18 protein-coding genes are annotated in these 21,565 nt (G+C 63.2%); 12 read left to right on the top strand and 6 right to left on the bottom strand.

What is annotated here, in order from left to right:
• Positions 1–168: 168 nt before the first annotated feature.
• The 6 genes from OEG82_RS10790 to OEG82_RS10765 all read left to right on the top strand — a co-directional run bounded on the left by OEG82_RS10790 (position 169) and on the right by OEG82_RS10765 (position 7,439).
• Positions 169–2,049, top strand: coding sequence for an ABC-F family ATP-binding cassette domain-containing protein (locus OEG82_RS10790; RefSeq protein WP_267612456.1), 1,881 nt, complete (start codon positions 169–171; stop codon positions 2,047–2,049).
• Between the two features lie 192 nt (positions 2,050–2,241).
• Positions 2,242–3,501, top strand: a complete 1,260-nt coding sequence (locus tag OEG82_RS10785; RefSeq protein ID WP_267612455.1) for an efflux RND transporter periplasmic adaptor subunit — start codon at positions 2,242–2,244, stop codon at positions 3,499–3,501.
• On the top strand, positions 3,498–4,259 hold the full coding sequence (locus OEG82_RS10780; RefSeq protein ID WP_267612454.1) for an ABC transporter ATP-binding protein: 762 nt from the start codon (positions 3,498–3,500) through the stop codon (positions 4,257–4,259). The genes OEG82_RS10785 and OEG82_RS10780 overlap by 4 nt, the downstream gene beginning before the upstream one ends.
• Entirely contained in the window at positions 4,249–5,463 is a 1,215-nt protein-coding gene (locus OEG82_RS10775; RefSeq protein ID WP_267612453.1) for an ABC transporter permease, read from the top strand. The genes OEG82_RS10780 and OEG82_RS10775 overlap by 11 nt, the downstream gene beginning before the upstream one ends.
• Before the next feature lie 145 nt (positions 5,464–5,608).
• Positions 5,609–6,658 carry a bifunctional transcriptional activator/DNA repair enzyme AdaA gene (locus OEG82_RS10770; protein ID WP_267612452.1) on the top strand — a complete coding sequence of 350 codons (1,050 nt, stop codon included), beginning with the start codon at positions 5,609–5,611 and terminating at the stop codon, positions 6,656–6,658.
• A gap of 19 nt (positions 6,659–6,677) precedes the next feature.
• The gene (locus OEG82_RS10765) at positions 6,678–7,439 is read left to right on the top strand and encodes an isocitrate lyase/PEP mutase family protein (protein WP_267612451.1); all 762 of its coding nucleotides are present in this window, start codon (positions 6,678–6,680) and stop codon (positions 7,437–7,439) included.
• Here the strand turns inward: OEG82_RS10765 and OEG82_RS10760 are convergent.
• Both OEG82_RS10760 and OEG82_RS10755 read right to left on the bottom strand, forming a co-directional pair.
• Positions 7,423–7,929 carry a DNA polymerase III subunit chi gene (locus OEG82_RS10760; RefSeq protein WP_267612450.1) on the bottom strand — a complete coding sequence of 169 codons (507 nt, stop codon included), beginning with the start codon at positions 7,927–7,929 and terminating at the stop codon, positions 7,423–7,425. The genes OEG82_RS10765 and OEG82_RS10760 overlap by 17 nt on opposite strands.
• Before the next feature lie 11 nt (positions 7,930–7,940).
• Positions 7,941–9,428 (bottom strand): leucyl aminopeptidase, encoded by a 1,488-nt coding sequence (locus tag OEG82_RS10755; protein ID WP_267612449.1) that lies wholly within the window; start codon positions 9,426–9,428, stop codon positions 7,941–7,943.
• Between the two features lie 269 nt (positions 9,429–9,697).
• Here OEG82_RS10755 and OEG82_RS10750 point away from each other — a divergent pair, with 269 nt between their 5' ends.
• The 6 genes from OEG82_RS10750 to rsmA all read left to right on the top strand — a co-directional run bounded on the left by OEG82_RS10750 (position 9,698) and on the right by rsmA (position 17,323).
• The gene (locus tag OEG82_RS10750) at positions 9,698–10,897 is read left to right on the top strand and encodes an LptF/LptG family permease (RefSeq protein ID WP_267612448.1); all 1,200 of its coding nucleotides are present in this window, start codon (positions 9,698–9,700) and stop codon (positions 10,895–10,897) included.
• The gene (gene lptG, locus OEG82_RS10745) at positions 10,894–11,982 is read left to right on the top strand and encodes an LPS export ABC transporter permease LptG (RefSeq protein ID WP_267612447.1); all 1,089 of its coding nucleotides are present in this window, start codon (positions 10,894–10,896) and stop codon (positions 11,980–11,982) included. The genes OEG82_RS10750 and lptG overlap by 4 nt, the downstream gene beginning before the upstream one ends.
• On the top strand, positions 11,982–14,351 hold the full coding sequence (locus tag OEG82_RS10740; protein ID WP_425497580.1) for an LPS-assembly protein LptD: 2,370 nt from the start codon (positions 11,982–11,984) through the stop codon (positions 14,349–14,351). The genes lptG and OEG82_RS10740 overlap by 1 nt, the downstream gene beginning before the upstream one ends.
• Positions 14,352–14,484: 133 nt before the next feature.
• Positions 14,485–15,429, top strand: a complete 945-nt coding sequence (locus tag OEG82_RS10735; protein ID WP_267612445.1) for a SurA N-terminal domain-containing protein — start codon at positions 14,485–14,487, stop codon at positions 15,427–15,429.
• A 14-nt stretch (positions 15,430–15,443) separates the two neighbouring features.
• Positions 15,444–16,493, top strand: coding sequence for a 4-hydroxythreonine-4-phosphate dehydrogenase PdxA (gene pdxA, locus OEG82_RS10730; protein ID WP_267612444.1), 1,050 nt, complete (start codon positions 15,444–15,446; stop codon positions 16,491–16,493).
• On the top strand, positions 16,493–17,323 hold the full coding sequence (gene rsmA / locus OEG82_RS10725) for a 16S rRNA (adenine(1518)-N(6)/adenine(1519)-N(6))-dimethyltransferase RsmA (RefSeq protein ID WP_267612443.1): 831 nt from the start codon (positions 16,493–16,495) through the stop codon (positions 17,321–17,323). Before pdxA ends, rsmA begins: the two co-directional genes overlap by 1 nt.
• A gap of 19 nt (positions 17,324–17,342) precedes the next feature.
• Here the strand turns inward: rsmA and gmk are convergent, their stop codons facing one another.
• From gmk to fabF, 4 genes are all read right to left on the bottom strand, one after another.
• Positions 17,343–17,999, bottom strand: coding sequence for a guanylate kinase (gene gmk / locus OEG82_RS10720; protein ID WP_425497579.1), 657 nt, complete (start codon positions 17,997–17,999; stop codon positions 17,343–17,345).
• A gap of 2 nt (positions 18,000–18,001) precedes the next feature.
• Positions 18,002–18,889 (bottom strand): YicC/YloC family endoribonuclease, encoded by an 888-nt coding sequence (locus tag OEG82_RS10715; protein ID WP_267612441.1) that lies wholly within the window; start codon positions 18,887–18,889, stop codon positions 18,002–18,004.
• Between the two features lie 56 nt (positions 18,890–18,945).
• Positions 18,946–20,172 (bottom strand): endolytic transglycosylase MltG, encoded by a 1,227-nt coding sequence (gene mltG, locus OEG82_RS10710; protein ID WP_267612440.1) that lies wholly within the window; start codon positions 20,170–20,172, stop codon positions 18,946–18,948.
• A gap of 111 nt (positions 20,173–20,283) precedes the next feature.
• Positions 20,284–21,546, bottom strand: a complete 1,263-nt coding sequence (gene fabF, locus OEG82_RS10705) for a beta-ketoacyl-ACP synthase II (protein ID WP_267612439.1) — start codon at positions 21,544–21,546, stop codon at positions 20,284–20,286.
• Positions 21,547–21,565 lie beyond the last annotated feature (19 nt).

Here is a 21,565-nt window from a genome sequence, read left to right as displayed (position 1 = left end):
CGCGCTTCAGCACTGTCCCCTTGCCTGTCTTGCGCCGGACGGTCACCCGCCGGTCACGCTGATCGGCTGCGTTTGCAAGCGTGACATCACCGCATCTATCGCGAACAAGTTTTGGTGCACCGCCGTTCTGCCCTTGCAAATCGGCGCCGTTGCGGCCAATAAGCCGCCATGCTTACGATTACAGATCTTTCCGCACGCATTGCCGGGCGCCTTTTGATTGACAATGCCTCGCTGGCGCTGCCGCCTGGCATCAAGGCCGGACTGGTCGGGCCCAATGGCGCCGGCAAGTCGACCCTGTTCAAGATCATCACCGGCGAGATGGCCTCCGAGACCGGCCACACCTCGATCCCGAAACAGACCCGCATCGGACAGGTGGCGCAGGAAGCCCCGTCCGAAGAGACGTCGCTGATCGAGATCGTGCTGCGCGCCGACCGCGAACGCACCGGGCTGATGAAGGAAGCGGAAACCGCGACCGACCCGCTGCGCATCGCCGAAATCCAGATGCGGCTTGTCGACATCGACGCCCATTCGGCGGAAGCCCGCGCCGCCTCGATCCTGGCCGGCCTCGGCTTCGACCACGAGGCCCAGCAACGCCCGGCCTCGAGTTTCTCCGGCGGCTGGCGGATGCGCGTGGCGCTGGCCTCGGTGCTGTTTTCCGAACCGGACCTGCTTTTGCTCGATGAGCCGACCAACTATCTCGACCTTGAAGGCACGCTGTGGCTGGAGGACTATATCCGCCGCTACCCGCACACCGTGCTGATCATCAGCCATGACCGCGACCTGCTCAACACCGCGGCCAATGCCATTGTCCATCTCGACCAGAAGAAGCTGACCTTCTATCGCGGCGGCTTCGACCAGTTCGAGCGGCAGAAGGCCGAGCGCGACGAGCACCAGATGAAAGCGCGCGAAAAGAGCCTGGCTGCGCGCAAGCACATGGAAGAATTTGTCGAGCGTTTCCGCGCCAAGGCGTCGAAGGCGCGCCAGGCGCAGTCGCGCATCAAGGCGCTGGAGAAAATGGGCACTGTCGATGCGGTGATCGAAAACGACGTCAGCGGATTTTCGTTTCCGCGGCCCGACCGCGGCGTCGCCTCGCCGATCATCGCCATTGAAGGCGGCTCTGTCGGCTACACGCCCGGCTCGCCGATCCTGACACGGCTGGACCTGCGCATCGACGCCGATGACCGCATCGCGCTTCTGGGCTCGAACGGCAACGGCAAGTCGACCTTCGCCAAGTTCATCGCCGGACGGCTGCAGGCCGAGGCAGGCCTGATCCGCACCGCACCGCAGCTCAAGACCGGGTTCTTTGCCCAGCACCAGATGGACGACCTGATTCCCGAGGAATCCGCCGTCGCCCATGTGCGCGCGCTGATGCCGGATGCGCAGGAAGCCCGCGTTCGCGCCCGGGTGGCGCAGATGGGCCTGAAGCAGGACAAGATGAACACCCCGGCCAAGGATCTCTCCGGCGGCGAAAAGGCCCGGTTGCTGATGGGCCTGTCGGCATTTCATGCACCGAACCTGATGATCCTGGACGAGCCGACCAACCACCTCGACATCGACAGCCGCGCGGCGCTGATCCGGGCGCTCAACAATTTCCCCGGCGCCGTGATCCTGATCTCCCATGACAGGCATCTGATCGAGGCCACCGTCGACCGGCTGTGGATCGTCAAGGACGGCACTGTCAGCACGTTTGACGGCGACCTTGAGGATTACCGCCAGGAAGTGGTGGGCTCGTCTGGCAAGGGCAAGAAGAGCGGCGACGGCGATGGCGGCTCCAAGGCCGAGAAGCGCAAACAGGCAGCCCAGGAGCGCGCCGACCTTGCGCCGATGAAGAAAAAGATCAAGGATTTCGAAGCCTTGGTCGAAAGGCTTAGCAAACAGATTCAGTCGCTGGATGCCGAGCTTGCCAATCCGGCGCAGTTTGCCGACGCACCCTACAAGATCGCGCAGAAGACCAAGCAGCGCGGCGAACGAGCGGCGGAACTGGCCAAGGCCGAAGAAGACTGGCTGGCCATGACCAGCCAGGTCGACGAAGCCGAGGCGGCAGAGTAGTCCTGCCGCCAAGGCTGTAGTCCGCAGCGGCGGCATGAGAGCGCCTGCCTGCGTCGCGCCGCGGTCGCAAGTCGTCAGGTACGGCCCGTGATGGCGACCGTCAATTGATCGTGTCGGGCCGCAGCGCTTGACACATGTCAAGCCTGTGGCGCTGCGATCATGCTAGCAAGGTCCAAACCATGGGACCTGCCGATGCCACCTTCCAAAGCCGAAATCGAATCCATCGTCAAAACCGCCGAGAACCGGTCGCCTCTGCGGCGCAGGCTGATCTGGGCCGTGGTGCTGCTGGTGGCGGCGGCAGGGCTGTGGTCCTGGTGGAATGCGGCCTCGCGGCAGAACCTGCCGGTCTACACCACCCAGGCCATCGAACGGACCGACATCATCGTCCAGGTCACCGCGACCGGCACCGTCGAGCCCACCAACCAGGTCGAGATATCGAGCGAGCTGTCCGGCACCGTGAGGTCGGTGGAAGCCGATTTCAACGATGTGGTGACCAAGGGCCAGATCCTGGCCCGGCTCGACACCGACAAGCTGGAAGCCAATGTCGAGCTCTCCCGCGCGTCCCTGACCGCCACCCAGGCGCGTCTGGCCGAAGCCGGGGCAACGCTGAATGAAACCAAGGACAATTACGACCGCGCAGTGCTGCTTGAGCAAAGGCAGGTCACCTCGCTGGAAAGCCTGCTCAAGGCCAAGGCCGCCTATGAGCGCGCGCAAGCCGCGCTGAAGAGCGCGGAAGCCGATATCCGCGTCTCCGAAGCCAATCTGAGGATCAACGAAGCCGATCTGGCAAAGGCCTGCATCTGCTCGTCGATCGAGGGTGTGGTGCTGGACCGCAATGTCGAGGTCGGGCAGATCGTGGCGTCATCGCTGCAGGCGCCGGTGCTGTTCACGCTCGCCGCCGACTTGACGAAGATGGAGCTGCGCGTCGACATTGACGAGGCCGACATCGGCAAGGTCAAGGTCGGCAACGAGGCGATGTTCACCGTCGAAGCCTATCAGGGCCGGACCTTTCCCGCCGTCATTTCCGAATTGCGGTTTGCGCCGAAGACCGTCGATGGCGTGGTCACCTATGAGGCGATCCTGTCGATCGACAATTCGGACCTGCTGCTGCGCCCCGGCATGACGGCGACGGCCGACATCAAGGTGGCGGAGATCACCGGCACATTGGCGATCCCGAACGCCGCGCTACGGTTTGCGCCCCCGGTCGAGCCGGAAGACCAGAGCAGCGGCAGCGGCCTGCTGGGCATGCTGTTCAAGAACGCGCCGACCCGCGCGCCGTCCTCGGCGGCAAAGACCAGCGCAGACGGGCGCCGCACCATCTGGATCCTGCGCGACGGACAGGCCGAGGGCGTCGACATCCTGGCCGGAGAAAGCGACGGGACGAAAACCGAAATCCGCGAGGGCGATGTGGCTGAGGGCGATCTGGTGATTACCGATCTGACCTCCGAATGAGCGTCGACCCGACCTCGCCTGCCCCGGGCCCTGCACCGGCGCCTATCGGCACGCCGCTGATCCAGCTTCAGGGCATCACCAAGATCTACGGATCGGGCGACGCCGAAGTCCGCGCGCTTCAGGGCATCGATCTCGAAATCCATGGCGGCGAATTCGTCGCCATCATGGGACCGAGCGGCTCGGGCAAATCCACCGCCATGAACATTCTGGGATTCCTGGACAAGCCGACCGGCGGCAGCTACCGCTTCGGCGGCGCCGAGGTCGATCATCTGGGACGCAACCAGCTGGCGCTGCTGCGGCGCAATTTTCTCGGCTTCGTCTTTCAGGGCTACAATCTGCTGGCCCGCACCTCGGCGCTGGACAATGTCGAGCTGCCGCTGATCTATCAGGGCATGCCCGGCGCCAAGCGGCGGCGGCTGGCGCGCGAGGCGCTGGCCAAGGTCGGCCTGAAGGGCCGCGAGGACCATACGCCCTCGCAGCTTTCCGGCGGCCAGCAGCAGCGTGTGGCGATCGCGCGCGCCATCGTCACCAATCCGGACGTGGTCCTGGCCGATGAGCCGACAGGCAATCTGGACACCTCGCGCAGCCACGAGATCATGGACCTGCTGACCGACCTCAACCGGACCGACGGCATCACCATCCTGATGGTCACACATGAGCCGGACATGGCCGACTATGCCGAACGGATCATCCATTTCCTTGACGGACGCATTGAAACCGATGCGCGCAAAGACAGGGCGGTGACCGATGCTGTATGAAGCCATCCGGCTGGCTTTGCAGGCAATCCTGCGCAATGCCTTCCGCTCCTTCCTGACGGTTCTGGGCATCGTCATCGGCGTCGCCGCCGTCATTGCCATGGTCACCGTCGGCCAGGGCTCCACCGACCAGGTCGAAGCCGATGTCTCGACGCTCGGCACCAATTTGCTGATGGTCCGTCCCGGCCAGCCCTCGCAAGGGCCCGGATCGGGCGTCGGCGGTACCGCGGCGAGCCTGACGCTGAAGGATGTCGAAGCCATAGAACAACAGATCGCCAGCGTTGCGGTGGCGACGCCGAGCAATTCACGCTCGATGACTGCGATTTTCGGCAATGTGAACTATTCGACCACGGTCACAGGCACCGACAACCGCTTTCTCACCGCCCGCGACTGGGGACTTGCCAGCGGCCGGTCGTTTTACGACAGCGAATTGCGCACCGGCTCTTCGGCCTGCATCCTCGGCGATACCGTGCGCCAGAAACTGTTCGGCAATGGCGATCCGCTCGGCGCCAATATCCGGCTCAAACAGATCTCCTGCCGGATCATCGGCACGCTGGAGGTCAAGGGCGCGTCCAGCTTTGGCACCGATCAGGATGACATCGTGCTGATCCCGATCCGGGCGTTCCAGCGCCGCATTGCCGGCAACCAGGATGTGTCGATGATCTATGCCTCGGTCAGAAGCGGCATTTCCACCGAAAAGGCCAAGGCCGATATCGAAAGCCTGATGCGCGAGCGGCGGCGGATCGGCCCGTTCGAGGAAGATGATTTCAATGTCTTCGACATGAAACAGATCACCTCGATGCTGACCGGCATCACCAGCGTGCTCACCGGCCTGCTCTCGGCCGTGGCTGCCGTCAGCCTGCTGGTCGGCGGCATCGGCATCATGAACATCATGCTGGTCTCCGTCACCGAGCGCACCCGCGAGATCGGCATCCGGCTGGCGGTCGGCGCCACCGAAGGCCAGATCCTTCTGCAGTTCCTGATTGAGGCCATCGTGCTGTCGCTGATCGGCGGATTGATCGGCATCCTGCTCGGGCTGGGGCTGGGATTGCTCGGCGCCCGGCTACTGGCGATCCCGTTTGCACCCAGTCCCGGCATCGTGCTGGCTGCTTTCGTGTTCTCGGCGCAGGTGGGAATCGTGTTCGGCTATTTTCCGGCCCGCCGCGCAGCCCGTATGGACCCGATCGAGGCGTTGCGGCATCAGTAAAACATCAACGATCCCGAATCCTTGGCGGCAAGGCTTGGCAAACTGATTCCGCCTGCCGGTGACCAAGTTTCGCGTTTGGCGGTCCGTTTTGAATAGACGCCCGAATTCAGGCTGACGAGACGCGGCTGCGGCGCTAGTCTGGGCCATGTTGTTTGATCTCCCCGGCCCCGCCACGCTGTATGACGCGCTCGTCAATCGTGATCCCGATTACGATGGCCGCGCCTATGTCGGTGTCTCTTCGACCGGGGTGTTTTGCCGCCTGACCTGCCCGGCGCGCAAGCCCAAGCCTGAAAACTGCACCTTCTACACCAGCGTCGGAGAGTGCCTTCAGGCCGGATTCCGGGCCTGCAAGCGCTGCCATCCCTTGGCGCCCGCCGCCGAAGCCGAACCGGCGATCAAGGCCCTTCTGGCGGCACTGAACGCGCGCAAAGGGCACCGCTGGCGCGAACCTGATATCGCCCGGATGGGGCTTGATCCCTCCACCGTGCGCCGCGCTTTCAACCGGCATTTTGGCATGACGTTTCTGGAAATGGCGCGGCTTGAGCGGCTGCGCGATGGCCATGTTGCGCTGGCGTCCGGCCACAAGGTGATCGAGGCGCAGCTGGACGCAGGCTTTGGATCGCCAAGCGCCTTCCGCACCGCATTCTCCCGGCTGATGGGCCTGGCGCCGGGCAGTTTTGCCGCCGACGGGCTGATCAAGGCCGACTATATCGACACGCCGCTCGGGGCGATGATCGCGCTGTGCGACAGGACCCATCTGCATCTTCTCGAATTTGCCGACCGCAAGGCGCTGCCGGCGGAATTGCGGCGCCTGCACCAGGCCTTCAAGGGCCGCATCGGAATTGGCCGGCAAGCGCCGATGGATGGTCTCGAGCGCGAACTCGAGGCCTATTTCTCGGGCCGCGCTGCGCAGTTCAAGGTGCCCATGGCATTTCACGGCAGCGATTTCACCAAATCGGTGTGGCATGCGCTGGTGCAGATTCCGGCCGGCGAGACCAGAAGCTATTCCGCAATCGCCAATGAGATCGGCCGCCCCGCGGCGGTTAGGGCAGTGGCGCGGGCCAATGGCGCCAACCAGATCGCGCTGCTGGTGCCCTGCCACCGGGTGCTCGGCGCCGACGGCTCGCTGACCGGCTATGGCGGCGGGCTGTGGCGCAAGCAGAAACTCATCGAAATCGAACGGCAATATGCCTGAAAACCGGGGGAGACCACGCATGACCCAATCCGACAAAGCCACCCAGTTTGCCGCCCTTCACGTGTCAGGCGATCCGCTGGTTCTTTTCAATATCTGGGACGCCGGCAGCGCCAAGGCGGTCAATGATGCCGGCGCATCGGCGATTGCCACGGGCAGCTGGTCGGTCGCCGCCGCACAGGGCTACAGCGACGGTGAAAAGATGCCGCTGCAACTGCTGCTCGATGTGGTGGAGCGGATCGTGCACAGCACGGATCTTCCGGTCTCCGTCGATTTCGAAGGCGGATATGCGCGTGCGCCGCGGCAACTGGCCGAAAATGTCCGCCAGCTTCTGATGACCGGTGCAATCGGCGTGAATTTCGAGGACCAGATCGTCGGCGAGGAGGGATTGTATGAACCGGCAGAACAGGCTGGCCGCATCGCAGCCGTCCGGGACGCCGCAGACCAGGCCGAGGTTCCGCTGTTCATCAATGCCCGCACCGACCTGTTCCTCAAGGAAAAGGACGCCTCGCGTCACGGCGATCTCATCGAACCGGCAATCGAACGGGCCGGCCGTTATGCTGCTACCGGCGCCAGCGGTTTCTTTGTGCCCGGCCTTGCGGATCCCGAGCTGATTGCCCGGATCTGCAAGAACGTGACGCTGCCGGTCAATATCCTGCGTCCGGGAAACACCCCGTCGCGCGGCGATCTCGGCAAGCTCGGCGTCGCGCGGATTTCGGCCGGACCAGCACCCTACCGGACCATGATCGCGGATCTGACTGCGCGGTTCAAAGCCCAGGATTGAGACAACATCGGGTTTCGCCCGGCTCAAACGAGTAATCGGCGCTACGCTTTTTCTCCCAGCGCCGGTCGGCGGTCTGCTGCCAATAGGTCAAGGCGTGGCCATCGGCCTTGAGGCTTTTCCACTGCGCCCGGGCGGTGTCGAGCTGCGCCTGGTCATGGCCGTCAAACATCATAACCAGCCTTTCGACCCCGTCGAGCGCCGGAACCCCGGCGCCATCGGCGACAAAGCGGACGGTCGCGGCATTGGCGGCCTCGGCAGCCAGGGTCAGAAGCACCGGCTGGCGTGCGGCATGCTCGCCCTCCTCCCCGCCATGCGGCAGGAAGCTGTCCTCGCGAAAGGTCCACAAATGGGCATCAAGGGCAGCGCGCCGCTCTTCACTGCCCAGATGCACCGACACGCGCCAACCGCGCTCCAGGCTCTTCTCGAGAAGCGGCGGCAGCGCATCCTCGAGCCGGGATTCAGTCAGATGATAAAACAGGACCTCGGCCACGCGTGCTGACCCTAGCTTTCGTAATTGGCGCGCACCAACTCGTCGAGAAGCCGCACGCCGAAGCCCGATGCCCAGGACTGGTTGATGTCGGTGGCGGGCGAACCCATGGCCGTGCCGGCGATATCAAGATGCGCCCAGGGCGTGTCCTTGACGAAGCGCGCCAGGAACTGCGCCGCAGTGATCGAGCCGGCATAGCGGCCGCCGGTGTTCTTCATGTCGGCAAATTTGGAATCGATCATCTTGTCGTAATCCTGCCCGAGCGGCAGACGCCAGACCCGCTCCTGGGTGGTTTCGCCGGCCTTGCTCAGCGCTTCCGACAGCTTGTCGTCGTTGGAGAACAGTCCGGCGTGATGTTGGCCCAGCGCCACCATGACAGCGCCGGTCAGCGTGGCCAAATTGATCATGATCGACGGCTTGAACCGCTCCTGGCAATAGGTCAGCGCATCGCACAGCACCAGCCGGCCTTCGGCATCGGTGTTGATGATCTCGATGGTCTGGCCGGACATGGAGCGGACGATATCGCCGGGACGCTGGGCGGCGCCATCGGGCATGTTCTCGACCAGGCCGATGATGCCGATGACATTGACCTTGGCCTTGCGGGCGGCGAGCGTGTGCATCAGACCGGTGACGGCGGCGGCTCCACCCATGTCGCCCTTCATGTCCTCCATGCCGGCCGCCGGCTTGATCGAAATGCCGCCGGTGTCGAACACCACGCCCTTGCCGACGAAGGCCACCGGCTTGTCCTTGGCCTTGCCGCCCATCCAGCTCATGATCGCCATGCGCGGCGGACGCACCGATCCCAGCGAAACCCCGAGCAGGGCCTCCATCTTGAGCTTCTTCATTTCCTTTTCGGTGAGGATCTCGACCTCGACCCCGAGCGCCTCGAGCTCCTTGGCGCGGGCTGCGAATTCGACCGGTCCCAGCACATTGGCCGGTTCGTTGACCAGGTTGCGGGCCAGGGTAACGCCGTCGGAGATCGCCTGGCGCGCGGCAAAGAGCTTCTTGCAGTCGCCGGCATCAGCATGCTGGAACACCACGCTGACATTCTGCGCGCCGGTTTCGTCATCGTCCTTCTTCCTGGTCTTGTAGATATCGAAATCATAGGACCGCATCAGCAGACCCAACGCCATGTCGGCGGCGGCATCCGTGGAAGGCGCACCCGCCTCGCCCAGCAGCACCGTCACCTTGGAGGCCTTGCCGATCAGCTTGCAGATCTTGCCGCCGACGCGCATCCAGTCATGGGCGGTGAGCTTGGCCGGGTCACCGGTGCCGACAAGCGCGATGCGGTCGGCTGCCGCATCGACCGGGGCGATGACATCGACAGTTGCAAAGGACTTGCCGGTGAAGCCCGCGACCTTGACCGCCTTGTCGAGTTGGCCGGAAGGATCGGCAGTCCGTGCCGCCTCGGATACGGGCGAGTCCAAAGAGCCCATGGCGACAACCAGTCCTCCCGAAATTTTTGCTGTTTTGGAAAAACTGATTTCAATGCTCATCGACATGACGGCTCCCGTGGAATTTGCGTGATTGGCGTTGGCGGCGATCTTCGCGGTTTCAGGCCATAAGGCAAGGGTTGCGACCAGATCAAGGCATTCTCATGATATTGCATTTGCCATGGCGGCCTGCAAGAAACTGTTAACCGTGTTTGTTTGCCACACATTATCCAATTTGGAGTTTGATAAGGCTGGTGCATGGTCTGGATGATCAATCCGCAATCCCAAGCGCCGCGCGAATCATGGCGCAAGCCCGCCGTTTGCCCCGGAAAGGCGCAATGAAGCAGATCGAACGATACATCCTGCGCCGAATGAGCTTGCTGACTTTCTGGTCTTTGACGGCGGTGACGCTGTTGGTGATGACCACGCAGGTGCTCATCCGCGTCGATGTGCTGACCACGACCGGCCAGGCGCTGAGCGCATTCCTGCTGCTGGCGGCCACGCTCATTCCCTCGGTGCTGTCGATCGTGGCTCCGTTCGCCTTGCTGATCGGCGTCGGACAGGTGTTGTCGGTGATGAACTCCGACAGCGAACTCGTGGTGATCGAGGCAGCGGGCGTTCCGCCCGCCACCGTGCTCAAGCCGGTGCTGGTTCTGTCCACCGTGGTGTCACTGATGGTGCTGCTGGTGAGCAATTTCGTCGAGCCCTGGTCCAACAGCAAGCTCTATGATGTGCTGGCGCAGGCCCAGTCGGACCTGTTCTCCGTTGCCGTGCGCTCGGGCACCTTCATGCGGCTCGAGGACGGGCTTTACGTCCAGGTCAACGAGAAGCTGCCCGGCGGCGAACTGGGGGGCATTTTCCTCGCCGACTCCCGCACCGAAGGCAACGAGACCATCTATTACGCGCGCAGCGGCGTCGTCAGGGCTGTCGGCGAAACCAATATTCTCTATCTGGTCGATGGCGAATTGCAGCAGCACAACCTGACCAATGACCAGATCTCCATCGTCACCTTCACCTCCTATGCGCTCGACATGGCAGCCTTCGTTCCTGCGGGTCAGGCTTCCGCACGCAGGCCCAAGGAGCAAACCACCCCCTACCTGCTCGACCCCGCGGCAGACGATTATTATCTCGTCAATGCGAACTTCACCATCAAGCAGGAGCTGGTGCAGCGCTTCTCGACCTGGATGTACCCGCTGGCCTTCGGCCTGGTCGCCTTCACATTCCTGGGCAAGGCCCGGTCGAACCGGCATGAGCAGTTTCAGAACGGCGCCATCGTCGCAGGCATCACGCTGGGCGCGCGCGGATTTGGCTTTTACAGCGGCGAAGCGGCCGGCGGCAGCGTCTTCATGGAAACCCTGTCCTATGCAGTCCCGGCGGCGATCATCGGCATTTTCGGCTTCCTGGCCCTGACCGGCCGGACATTGACCATCCCGAGGGCCTGGGCGCGGCTGAATGACCGCCTGATCGAATATGCCCGGAACCGGATCGAGCGCTGGAAGGACCCGGCAACGTCGGCTGGCGGGAGCGGGTCGGCATGAGTTTCCTGACCTCGACATTGTCGCGCTATTTCTTCCGGCGCTACATCGCCACCTTCATGAGCTACTGCCTGGCGATTCTGTTCGTGATCCTGCTGGTGGACTTCAACGAATCAGGCCGGCGGCTGTCGGGCGCGGCCGATTACACCGTGCTCCTCGGCCTGACCATTTCAGCGCTCAGGGTGCCGACCGTGCTGCAGGCGGTGATCCCCTTTGTCGTGCTGATCGCCTCGATCGCCACGCTGCTGCAGCTCAACCGCAAATATGAGCTGGTGGTGACCCGGGCCGCGGGTGTTTCAGCCTGGCAGTTTCTTGCCCCGCTGATTGCGGCCAACCTGCTCATCGGTGCGCTGTCGATCACCGCCTTGAACACATTGGCGGCCAAGGCGCTGCAGGTGGCCGAAACGATCGTTGTCGAGCGCAATCTCGGCTCGAGCAGTCCGACGGCCAATTCGCCGTGGCTGCGGCAGCGAACCGAACAGGGCGACACCGTGCTGGGCGCGCGCGCCACCTCCGACGGCGGCACCAAGCTGTCTGACGCGAGCTTCTTCCTGTTCGACGAGGATCAGCGAATCAGGGAACGTCTGGAGGCCAAGCAGGCGGAGCTGGGAGATGGTGTCTGGGTGTTGACGGATGTGAAGAGAATCCGCGGATCGCAGCCTGCGGAACTGCTTGAAACCGCGACTGTGCCGACCAGCCTCAAGGCCGAATTTGTTGGCGAATCCCTGACTTCGCCGGACACCGTGCCGTTTTTCGAGTTGCGTGGGAAAATTGCCACGGCCCAGTCTTTCGGGCTTCCCGCCACCAGCTACGAGATGCAATTCCACCGTTTGCTGGCTCTCCCCGCGCTTCTGGCGGCGATGACGCTGATTGCGGCGATGGTGTCGCTCAAATTTGTGCGGTTCGGTCAGTCTTTAACGGTCATTCTGGGTGGAATACTGGCAGGCTTCGTGCTTTATGTCGTTTCCGAGCTGATCCAGGCATTTGCAAATGCCGGGACCATTTTGCCTGTAGTGGCGGCGTGGCTTCCGGTTCTGGTGGCATCGGCATTGGGGACAACAGTGCTTCTCCACAAGGAGGACGGATAGTGGCGAGCATGCGCCGGTCTAGAGTTAATGCGTTCGCGAGCGTCTTGTGCGCTGGCGCGGCTGTTTGCGCAATTTTTGCATTCGCTACCCCCGAGGCCACGGCACAGATCGCGACCCCGGATGCCGTCAGCGTGGCTGATGATGCAAAAATGCTGCTGGCAGCCGACGAGCTGACCTATAATCAGGACACCGGCGTGGTGGTTGCGACCGGTGCCGTGCAGATCGACTATGGCAACTACAAGCTGGTGGCTGACCGGGTCGAATACGACCAGGCATCCGGCCGCATGCGGGCGCTGGGATCGGTCGAAATGGTCGAGCCGACCGGCAACCGGATCTATGCCGACGACCTCGACGTCACCGACGATTTCGCCGACGGTTTCCTCAACGCGCTGCGAATCGAAACCACCGACAACACCCGGATCGCCGCCGAAAGCGCCGAGCGCAGCAGCAGCACGCAGACGACGTTCAACAATGGCGTCTATACCGCTTGCGAGGCGTGCGAGAAGAACCCGGAACGGGCTCCGTTCTGGCAGGTCAAGGCCAAGCGCATCATCCAGAACGGCGAGACCAAGACCATCCAGTTGCGGCACGCGACGTTTGAGCTGTTCGGCATGCCGATTGCCTACCTCCCCTATCTCGAGGTTCCCGACAGTTCGGCCAAGCGCAAGACCGGCTTTCTCGCCCCGAGCTACATCAGTGCCGACAATCTCGGAAACGGCGTGACCGTGCCGTTCTATGTCGCGATTTCGCCCTATATGGAAGCGACGATCAGCACCACCTACTACAGCAAACAGGGCTTTCTCGGACAGGCCGAATTCCGGCGCAATTTTGCCGATGGCGAAATCAAGCTGCAAGTTGCCGGCATTTCGCAAAGCGAACCTGGTGTGTTCAGCGCCACGACCACGGATGCGCTTGTGCAGGAACGCGGCATGTTCGCGTCAACAGGTGAGTTCCGGATCAATCCGCGCTGGGTCTTCGGCTGGAACGGCATGATCCAGTCCGACAATGATTTTTCCGAGACCTATGGCATTGCCGGATACAGCGCCAACACGGTCAAGTCGGAAGTCTACCTCACCGGCCTGTCGAACCGCAGCCATTTTGACCTTCGCACCTACCGGTTCGACATTCAGGATGGGACTCCGACCGACCTGAACGAGGACCAGCAGGCTGTGGTCCATCCGTCGCTCGACTACAAGCGCACATTTTCCGATCCCGTCGCCGGCGGCGAACTGGCCCTGAACATCAATGGCTATTCGGTATCGCGCAAGACCGACGAAATCACGACGAGGACGGGTTTTGCTTCGGTCGATCCGGTGTATGCCGACCGCTACAAGGGCTTTGCCGGCGACAATGCGCGGCTCAGCGCCGAACTGGAATGGAGAAGGACCGAAACCGTTGGCAACGGATTGCGGCTTACGCCGATCCTGGCTGCACGCGGCGACTTGAACTCGGTCAATGTCGACACGGCGCCGGCCGATTATGACGGTGTGTTTGCCGGCAACGGCTCGCATGCACGGGGCATGGTGACGGCGGGGCTCGAAGCCAGCTACCCGGTTCTGGTCACCACAGCGAGTTCAAACCATGTGTTCGAACCGATCGGCCAGGTTTTCGTCCGGCCCGACGAGCAGCTTGCGGGCGGCATTCCCAATGAGGATTCGCAGAGCTTCGTCTTTGACACCACCTCGCTGTTCGAGCGTGACAAGTTTTCCGGCTTCGACCGCACCGAAGGCGGCATTCGCGCCAATGTCGGACTGCGCTACACCGGCACTTTCGACAATGGCTTTACCACCCAGGCAGCCTTTGGTCAGTCCTATCACCTGGCCGGGCTCAACTCCTTTGCCGCACCGGATCTTTCACAGGCGACGCGGAATTCCGGGCTCGAAGAGGATGTGTCGGATTATGTCGGCATGAGCGGTATTGCCTATGAGGGCATGTCGCTTGCCGTCTCCGCCCGCTTCGACAAGGACGATTTCCGCCCCGAACGTACCGACGTGCGGGCCGGATTCAGCAAGGGTTCGTTCTCCACCTCGTTGACATACAGCGAGATCAAGGCGCCCCGGCCGAACACATTTGCGGAAGACGACCGCCGTGAAGTGACTGGCTCCGCAGAGATCAAGATCAATGATTTCTGGAGCGCCGCAGCTTCGGCAAGCTATGATCTGGTCGATGAAAAATTCAACAAGCGCACCTTCGGACTTCTGTATGAAGACGAATGTTTTGCGTTTTCAATGGCCTACGTGCATACCCGCGATGACTACGACGTGAACGCCCGAGACTGGTCAGTGGGAGCGCGGCTGAGTTTCCGGACCCTTGGCGCACTTGGCGCCAACTCCGGTAACGAGGTCAGCCTGCTGAAACCGCGTTTCTGACGCAGGCAGGCCGGCTGGCGGTTACCATCGGGCCAACGCCTCGTTTTTGCCGCATCCGGCAGGCATTTACGAGCGACTTTCGATTTGCCACACTGGCATGGTCTGTTTTGACCGGAATAGAGGACCAGAACGTATGCATTTTCCTGCGCACTTCCGCTTTGCCGGTTTGCTGCTCGCCGCAGTTGTCGCGTTTTCGTTCGCACCTGTGTCGGCGCCATCCGTGTTTGCCGCCAGTCAGATCAAGATCGTGGTCAACAACCAGGCGATCACCAGCGTCGATATCGCGCGCCGGGTAGCCTTCCTCAAACTGCAACGCACCAGCGGCAATCTCGGCGCCAAGGCGCGGGAACAGCTCACCGAAGAGGCGCTTAAGCTGCAGGAAGCAGCCCGGGTCCGGGCGCTGGTCAGCGACGCACAGGTCGATGCATCCTTCGCGCGCTTTGCCGCGTCCAACAAGCTCACGCCAAAGCAGCTGACCCAGATCCTCAATCAGGCCGGCGTGACCCCGAAACACTTCAAGAGCTTCATCCAGATCCAGATGAGCTGGCCGCGGGTGCTGCAGGCCGTTGGCGTCAGCAGCAGCGGCGGAAGCCTGTCGACACAGGACCTGGTGTCCAAGATGCTCGAACGCGGCGACAACCAGCCCTCGACCACCGAATATATCCTGCAGCAGGTGATTTTCGTGGTGCCCGCCAGCAAGCGCAATCAGTCCACACTGAATGCCCGCAAGCGCGAAGCCGACCAGTTGCGCGGCCGCTACCAGGGCTGCGACAGCGCCGCTTCGGTGATCACCGGGCTGCGCGATGTCACCCTGCGCCAGCTTGGCCGCATCATGCAGCCGGAATTGCCGCCGGAATGGAAGCCGCTGATCGAGAAGACCAAGGCCGGCTCCGCAACCCCGGCGCGCGTGACCGAACGCGGCATCGAATTCATCGTCATCTGCTCGGCCAAGACCGTCTCCGACGACAAGGCCGCTGAACTGGTTTTCCGCGCCGAGAACAATGACGAGGCTGATTCTGCTGACGCGAAGAAATATCTCGAGGAACTTCGCAAACGCGCAGTCATCGCCAACAAGTAGGATTATCACCCCACATGACCGGGAACCGACCCGCCCTGGCACTGAGCATGGGCGACCCTGCAGGAATCGGACCGGATCTGGCGCTGACGGCCTGGCTGAACCGGGCTGAACTCGGGGTGCCCGCCTTCTTTCTGATCGGCGACATGGCAATGCTGGCAGAACGGGCGAACCTGCTCGGGCTGAACGTCCCGCTTCGCGAGACCACCCCGGAGCAGGCTGCGGCCGATTTTGCCACTGCCCTGCCCGTGCTGCCGGTGCCTCTCGCTGTTGCAGCGCGTCCAGGAACGCCCGACCCGGCCAATGCGGGGGCCGTGATCGAAGCCATCCGACTGGCGGTCGAACTCACCCTGAATGGCCGCGCCCGCGCAGTGGTGACCTGCCCGATCGCCAAGTCGGTGCTCTACGCCTCCGGTTTCGCATTTCCCGGACACACCGAATATCTGGCGCATCTGGCCGATCTCGCCGCGGGATCGCCGGAAGGCCGCGGTCTGCGTCCGGTCATGCTGCTGGCCGGGCCGCAGCTTCGAGTGGCTCCGGTGACCATCCACATTCCGTTACGCCAGGTGCCGGAGGCGCTGACCACCGAGGCCATTGTCGAGACCGCCACCATCATCGCCCGCGACCTGGCCTGCCGATTTGGCGTGCCCGCACCGCGCATTGCCGTCTCGGGCCTCAACCCGCATGCGGGCGAGGACGGTGCGCTCGGTGCCGAGGACGCCGCCATCATTGCGCCGGCGATAGCCCGGCTCCGAGCCCAGGGCATTGATGCATTCGGACCCCTGCCTGCCGACACCATGTTTCATGCCGAAGCCAGGGCGGGCTATGACGCGGCCATCTGCATGTATCATGACCAGGCGCTGATCCCGGCCAAGACGCTGGGGTTCCACGATTCGGTCAACGCCACTCTCGGCCTGCCCTTCATCCGCACATCACCCGACCACGGAACGGCGTTCCCGCTGGCCGGCAAGGGTGTTGCGCGCGCAGACAGCCTGGTTGCAGCCCTCAGGCTGGCCGGCAGCATGGCCGATGCCGAGACTGCCTCTTCTACAGAAAGCACATCCTGATGGCCTTTACACCCGACGGCCTGCCGCCCCTGCGCGATGTGGTGGCGGCCCACGGGCTGGCGCCGAAAAAGGCGCTGGGCCAGAATTTCCTGTTCGATCTCAATCTGACGGCGAAGATCGCCCGCTCGGCCGGGCCGCTCGAAGGCTTTACCGTGTTCGAAATCGGCCCCGGCCCCGGCGGCCTGACCCGCGCGCTGCTGGCCCAGGGCGCCTCCCGGGTGGTGGCAATCGAGACCGACCCGCGCTGCCTGCCGGCACTTTCGGAAATCGCCGATCACTATCCCGGACGTCTCGAGGTGGTCGAAGGGGACGCGCTGAAGATCGATCTTGCAGCCATCGCCGATGGCGCGCCGGCCGGGATCGTCGCCAACCTGCCCTACAATGTCGGTACCCAATTGCTGATCAACTGGCTGACCGCTGATCCCGACGCGCCGTTCTGGAGCTCGATGACGCTGATGTTCCAGAAGGAAGTCGGGCAGCGGATCGTGGCTGCGCCGGGCTCGAACCATTATGGCCGGCTCGGCATACTGGCAGGCTGGCTCGCCCACAGCGAGATCCTGTTCGACGTGCCGCCCGAGGCGTTCACGCCGCCGCCCAAGGTGACCTCGAGCGTGGTGCAGCTTGAGCCGCTGGCAAAGCATCTGCCGTGCCAGCTAGACAAGCTCGAACGCGTCACCCAGGCCGCCTTCGGCCAGCGCCGCAAGATGCTCAGGCAGAGCCTCAAACCGCTGGGCGGAGAGGCCTTGCTCGACAAGGTCGGGATCGATGCCTCCCGGCGCGCCGAAACCCTCAGTGTCGAGGAATTCTGTGCGCTTGCCCGCGCACTTTAATCAACTTGGCGCGCTCTGATCAGCTCTCGAGCAGATCCGTGACGAAATCGAAAAGGCCGGGACGGCGATCGCGGCGCAGGCGCTCTGCCTGGACAATGGCGCGCACGGCGGAATAGGCGCGGTCGAGATCGTCATTGACGACGACATAGTCATATTCGCGCCAGTGCTCGATTTCAGAGCGCGCATTGGCCAGGCGCTGTTCGATCACCTCGTCGGTGTCTTCGGCGCGGCGGTGCAGCCGGGCCCTGAGCTCTTCCATCGAGGGCGGCAGGATGAAGATCGAGACCACATCGGCGCTCATCTTCTCCTGCAATTGCTGGGCGCCCTGCCAGTCGATGTCGAACAGCATGTCGCGGCCTTCGGCCATCGCGATTTCAGCCGCTTCCCGCGGGGTTCCGTAGCAATTGCCGTGCACCTCGGCCCATTCCAGCAGGGCTTCGGAATCGCGCATGCGCTCAAAGTCCTTGCGGGACTTGAAATGGTAATGCACGCCCTCGATCTCGCTGCCGCGGCGCGGACGCGTGGTCACGCTGACCGACAGGCTGAGCCCGGTGTCGTGTTCGAGCAAATTGCGTGCAATGGTCGACTTTCCCGCGCCCGATGGCGATGAAATGACCAGCATGAGGCCGCGCCGTTTGATTCGGGCCGACGGAAGATCTGCGGGCGGCTGGCTCATCTTTACTCCAGATTCTGTACCTGTTCGCGAAACTGGTCTATCAGCACTTTCAAATCAAGCCCGATGGCGGTGACTGCCGCCGCATTCGATTTCGAACAGATCGTGTTGGTTTCGCGGTTGAATTCCTGGGCGAGGAAATCGAGTCTCCGCCCGGCAGCACTGTCTCCCGAAAGCAGCGCGCGCGCCGCTTCGACATGGGCCTTGAGCCTGTCGATCTCTTCGCGCAGATCGGCCTTTGTGGCAAGCAATGCCGCCTCCATGTGCAGCCGGTCGCGGTCAAGACCGGCGCCGGTGTCCATCAGGCTTGCCACCTGCTCAGCCAGCCGGGCGCGGATGTTCTCGGGCGAGCGCGACGGATCGGATTCGACCGCAAGCGTCAGCACCTCGATGCGGTCGACCTGGTCGCCAAGCACCCGGGCAAGCGCGGCACCTTCCGACAGCCGCATCGATCTCAGCGCCTCAAGCGCCACCATGAAACCGGCAAGAACAGCCCGATCGCGCGCAGCACGCATTTCGTCGGAGAGTTCCGGATCGCGAAACTCGAGCACGCCCTTGATGTTGAGAATGCCGTCGAGCGCCGGCTTGCGCGCGTCGATGCGCAAGGCCAGCTTGTCGACCAGGCCGATGACCGCTTCTAGCGCTGCCTCGTTGACCACGGCCTCGACTGCGGCGCCTTTGGCGTTGACGGAAAGGCTGACCTGCAGGTTGCCACGGGTAAGAGCTGCGGCAGCGGCCTTGCGCACCGGCTGCTCAAGCGCTTCGAACCCCTGGGGCAGCCGCAGCCGCACGTCCAGGCCCTTGCCGTTGACCGAGCGGAGTTCCCAGACGAAGCGGCACCCTTCGGCTTCGCCTTCGTGACGCGCGAAGCCTGTCATTGACTGGATCGCCATGTCCCCCACCCCTTCCGAATTCAGTTTTTCACCGACCAGCGTCCGGCCAGTCCGGATCAGTTGGCGTCCGGCTTCGGTTCCGTTTCACCGGCCTGGTCTGCTGCGGCCTCTGCAGCGGCAGCCTTTTCGGCGGCCAGCGCCTTTTCCTGTTCCGACATCAGCCTGCGCCAGCGCGCCACATTGGAATTGTGGTCGGCGAGTGTTTCGGCAAAGGCGTGCCCGCCGGTGCCGTCGGCGACAAAGTAGAGATCCTTGGTGCGCGACGGGTTGGCGACGGCTTCCATCGCTTCGCGGCCCGGATTGGCGATCGGCGTCGGCGGAAGCCCGTCAATGACATAGGTGTTGTAGGCGGTCGGCTTCTCGATATCGGACTTGTAGATCGGCCGGTCGGACGGCTTGCCGGCGCCGCCGAACAGACCATAGATGATGGTGGGATCCGACTGCAGACGGATGCCCTTGTTGAGGCGGTTGATGAACACGCCGGCGACCCGCGGACGCTCGTCTGCCTTGGCGGTTTCCTTCTCGACGATGGAGGCGAGGATCACCAGCTCTTCGGGGCTTTCCAGCGGCAGGTCGGGTGCGCGCATCGCCCAGACCTGTTCGAGCGCTCTGGACTGCGCCCGGGTCATCTGCTCGATGATTTCGGCGCGAGTGGTGCCACGGGAAAACTTGTAGGTTTCGGGCAGCAACGCGCCCTCTTCCGGCATTTCCTCGGGCAGATCGCCTTCCAGCATTTCCGCATTGCGCAGCCGCTCGAACACCTGCTCGACGGTCTGGCCTTCGGGCACGGTGAAGGAATGCAGGATCGACTTGCCCGACTGCATCAGCTCGACAATGCCGCGCATCGAGGAGTGCGCCTTGATCTCGTATTCGCCGGCCTTGAGCGTATCGTCGCCGAGAATGCCCTTGGCGCCGAGCGAGAAAATCCGGTGATTGGCGATGATGCCCTGGCGTTCCAGACCTGCGGCGATCTCGTTGAGACCGGCGCCTTCGCGCACCATGTAGTCGGTGGTCCGGTCAAGCGGTCCGGGACCTTCGAATTCGGTCTTGCCATACCAGAACAGACCGATCGCGATGAGCGCGATGAAAATCACCAGCGACAGGATGAAATTGAGGAAGACCACGACCTGGTTGCGGGCGCGGCGCGAACGCCGGGGCGGCGGCGGCGCGCTTTCCGGCTTCAGTGCCTGGGACGGCGAGACGGGAATGATCGGGCCGGACGCATTCTTGTTGCTGCCGGCACGGCCAAAAATGCCCTTGTTCTGGTCGTTGCGGTCGGTCACGTGTCAATCTCCGCAGGAGTTGGAAAAAGGCCAAATCCGGTTGCTGTGTTCTTGCCGCTCAATGTGGCGAAATACGGGTAAAGCGGCCGTCGCCCGGGGGCAACCTCAGCCTCAGCCCTGATAGCGCCTCAAAACCAGCGAAGCGTTGGTGCCGCCGAAGCCGAAGGAATTGGACAAGGCCACATCGATGCGGCGTTTGCGCGCGACATTGGGAACCAGGTCGATCTTGGTCTCGACCTCCGGATTGTCCAGGTTGAGTGTCGGCGGAGCGATATTGTCGCGGATGGCCAGCGCGGAGAACACCGCTTCCATGGCACCGGCGGCGCCGAGCAGATGCCCGATGGCCGATTTGGTGGACGACATCGATATGTTGGGCGCGGCGTCGCCCACCAGCCGTTCAACGGCGGCCAGTTCGATAGTGTCGGCCATGGTCGAGGTGCCGTGGGCATTGATGTAGTCGATGTCGGCGGGTGTCAGACCGGCGCGTTTGAGCGCCATCTGCATGCAGCGATAGGCGCCATCGCCGTCTTCGGCCGGCGCGGTGATGTGGTAGGCATCGCCGGACAATCCGTAGCCGACCACTTCCGCGATGATGTTGGCGCCGCGCGCCAGGGCATGTTCGAGCTCTTCGAGAACCACGGTCGCAGCCCCCTCGCCCATGACGAAGCCGTCGCGGTCGCGGTCATAGGGCCGCGAGGCCTTTTCAGGCGTGTCGTTATAGGAGGTCGACAGCGCCTTGCAGGCGGCAAAGCCTGCCAGCCCGATGCGGCAGATCGCGCCCTCGGCACCGCCGGCCACCATGACATCGGCATCGCCGAAGGCAATCAGCCGTGCCGCATCGCCAATGGCGTGCGCACCGGTCGAGCAGGCCGTCACCACCGCGTGGTTGGGACCGCGCAGTCCGTGGCGGATGGAAACCTGGCCGGACACCAGATTGATCAGGCGGCCGGGAATGAAGAAGGGCGAGATCCGCCGGGGTCCCTTGTCGCGCAGGGTATAGCCTGCCTCGACAATGCCCTCGAGGCCGCCAATGCCCGAGCCGATCATCACGCCGGTGGCGATCTGGTCTTCACGGCTCTGGGGATGCCAGTCTGCATCGTTGAGCGCCATTTCGGCAGCAGCAACGCCAAACAGGATGAATTTGTCGATCTTGCGCTGTTCCTTGGGCTCCATCCAGTCATCCGGATTGAAGCTGCCCTCGAGCGACGGATCGATGGGGACGGAACAGGCGATCTGAGCAGGGATGTCGCTGACGTCGAAAGCGGTCACCCGCGACGCGCCGTTCTGGCTGTCGATCAGACGAGACCACGTAATCTCCGTGCCGCAGCCAAGCGGAGAAACCACACCAGTGCCGGTGATGACGACTCTTCGCATCGTCTCAAATCCCAGTCAT

The sequence above is a fragment of the Hoeflea ulvae genome, assembly GCF_026619435.1.
In the GTDB taxonomy this organism is placed as follows: domain Bacteria; phylum Pseudomonadota; class Alphaproteobacteria; order Rhizobiales; family Rhizobiaceae; genus Hoeflea; species Hoeflea ulvae.
The sequence above is the reverse complement of the archived record's forward strand: the minus strand, read 5'-3'. Positions and strand labels throughout refer to the sequence as shown.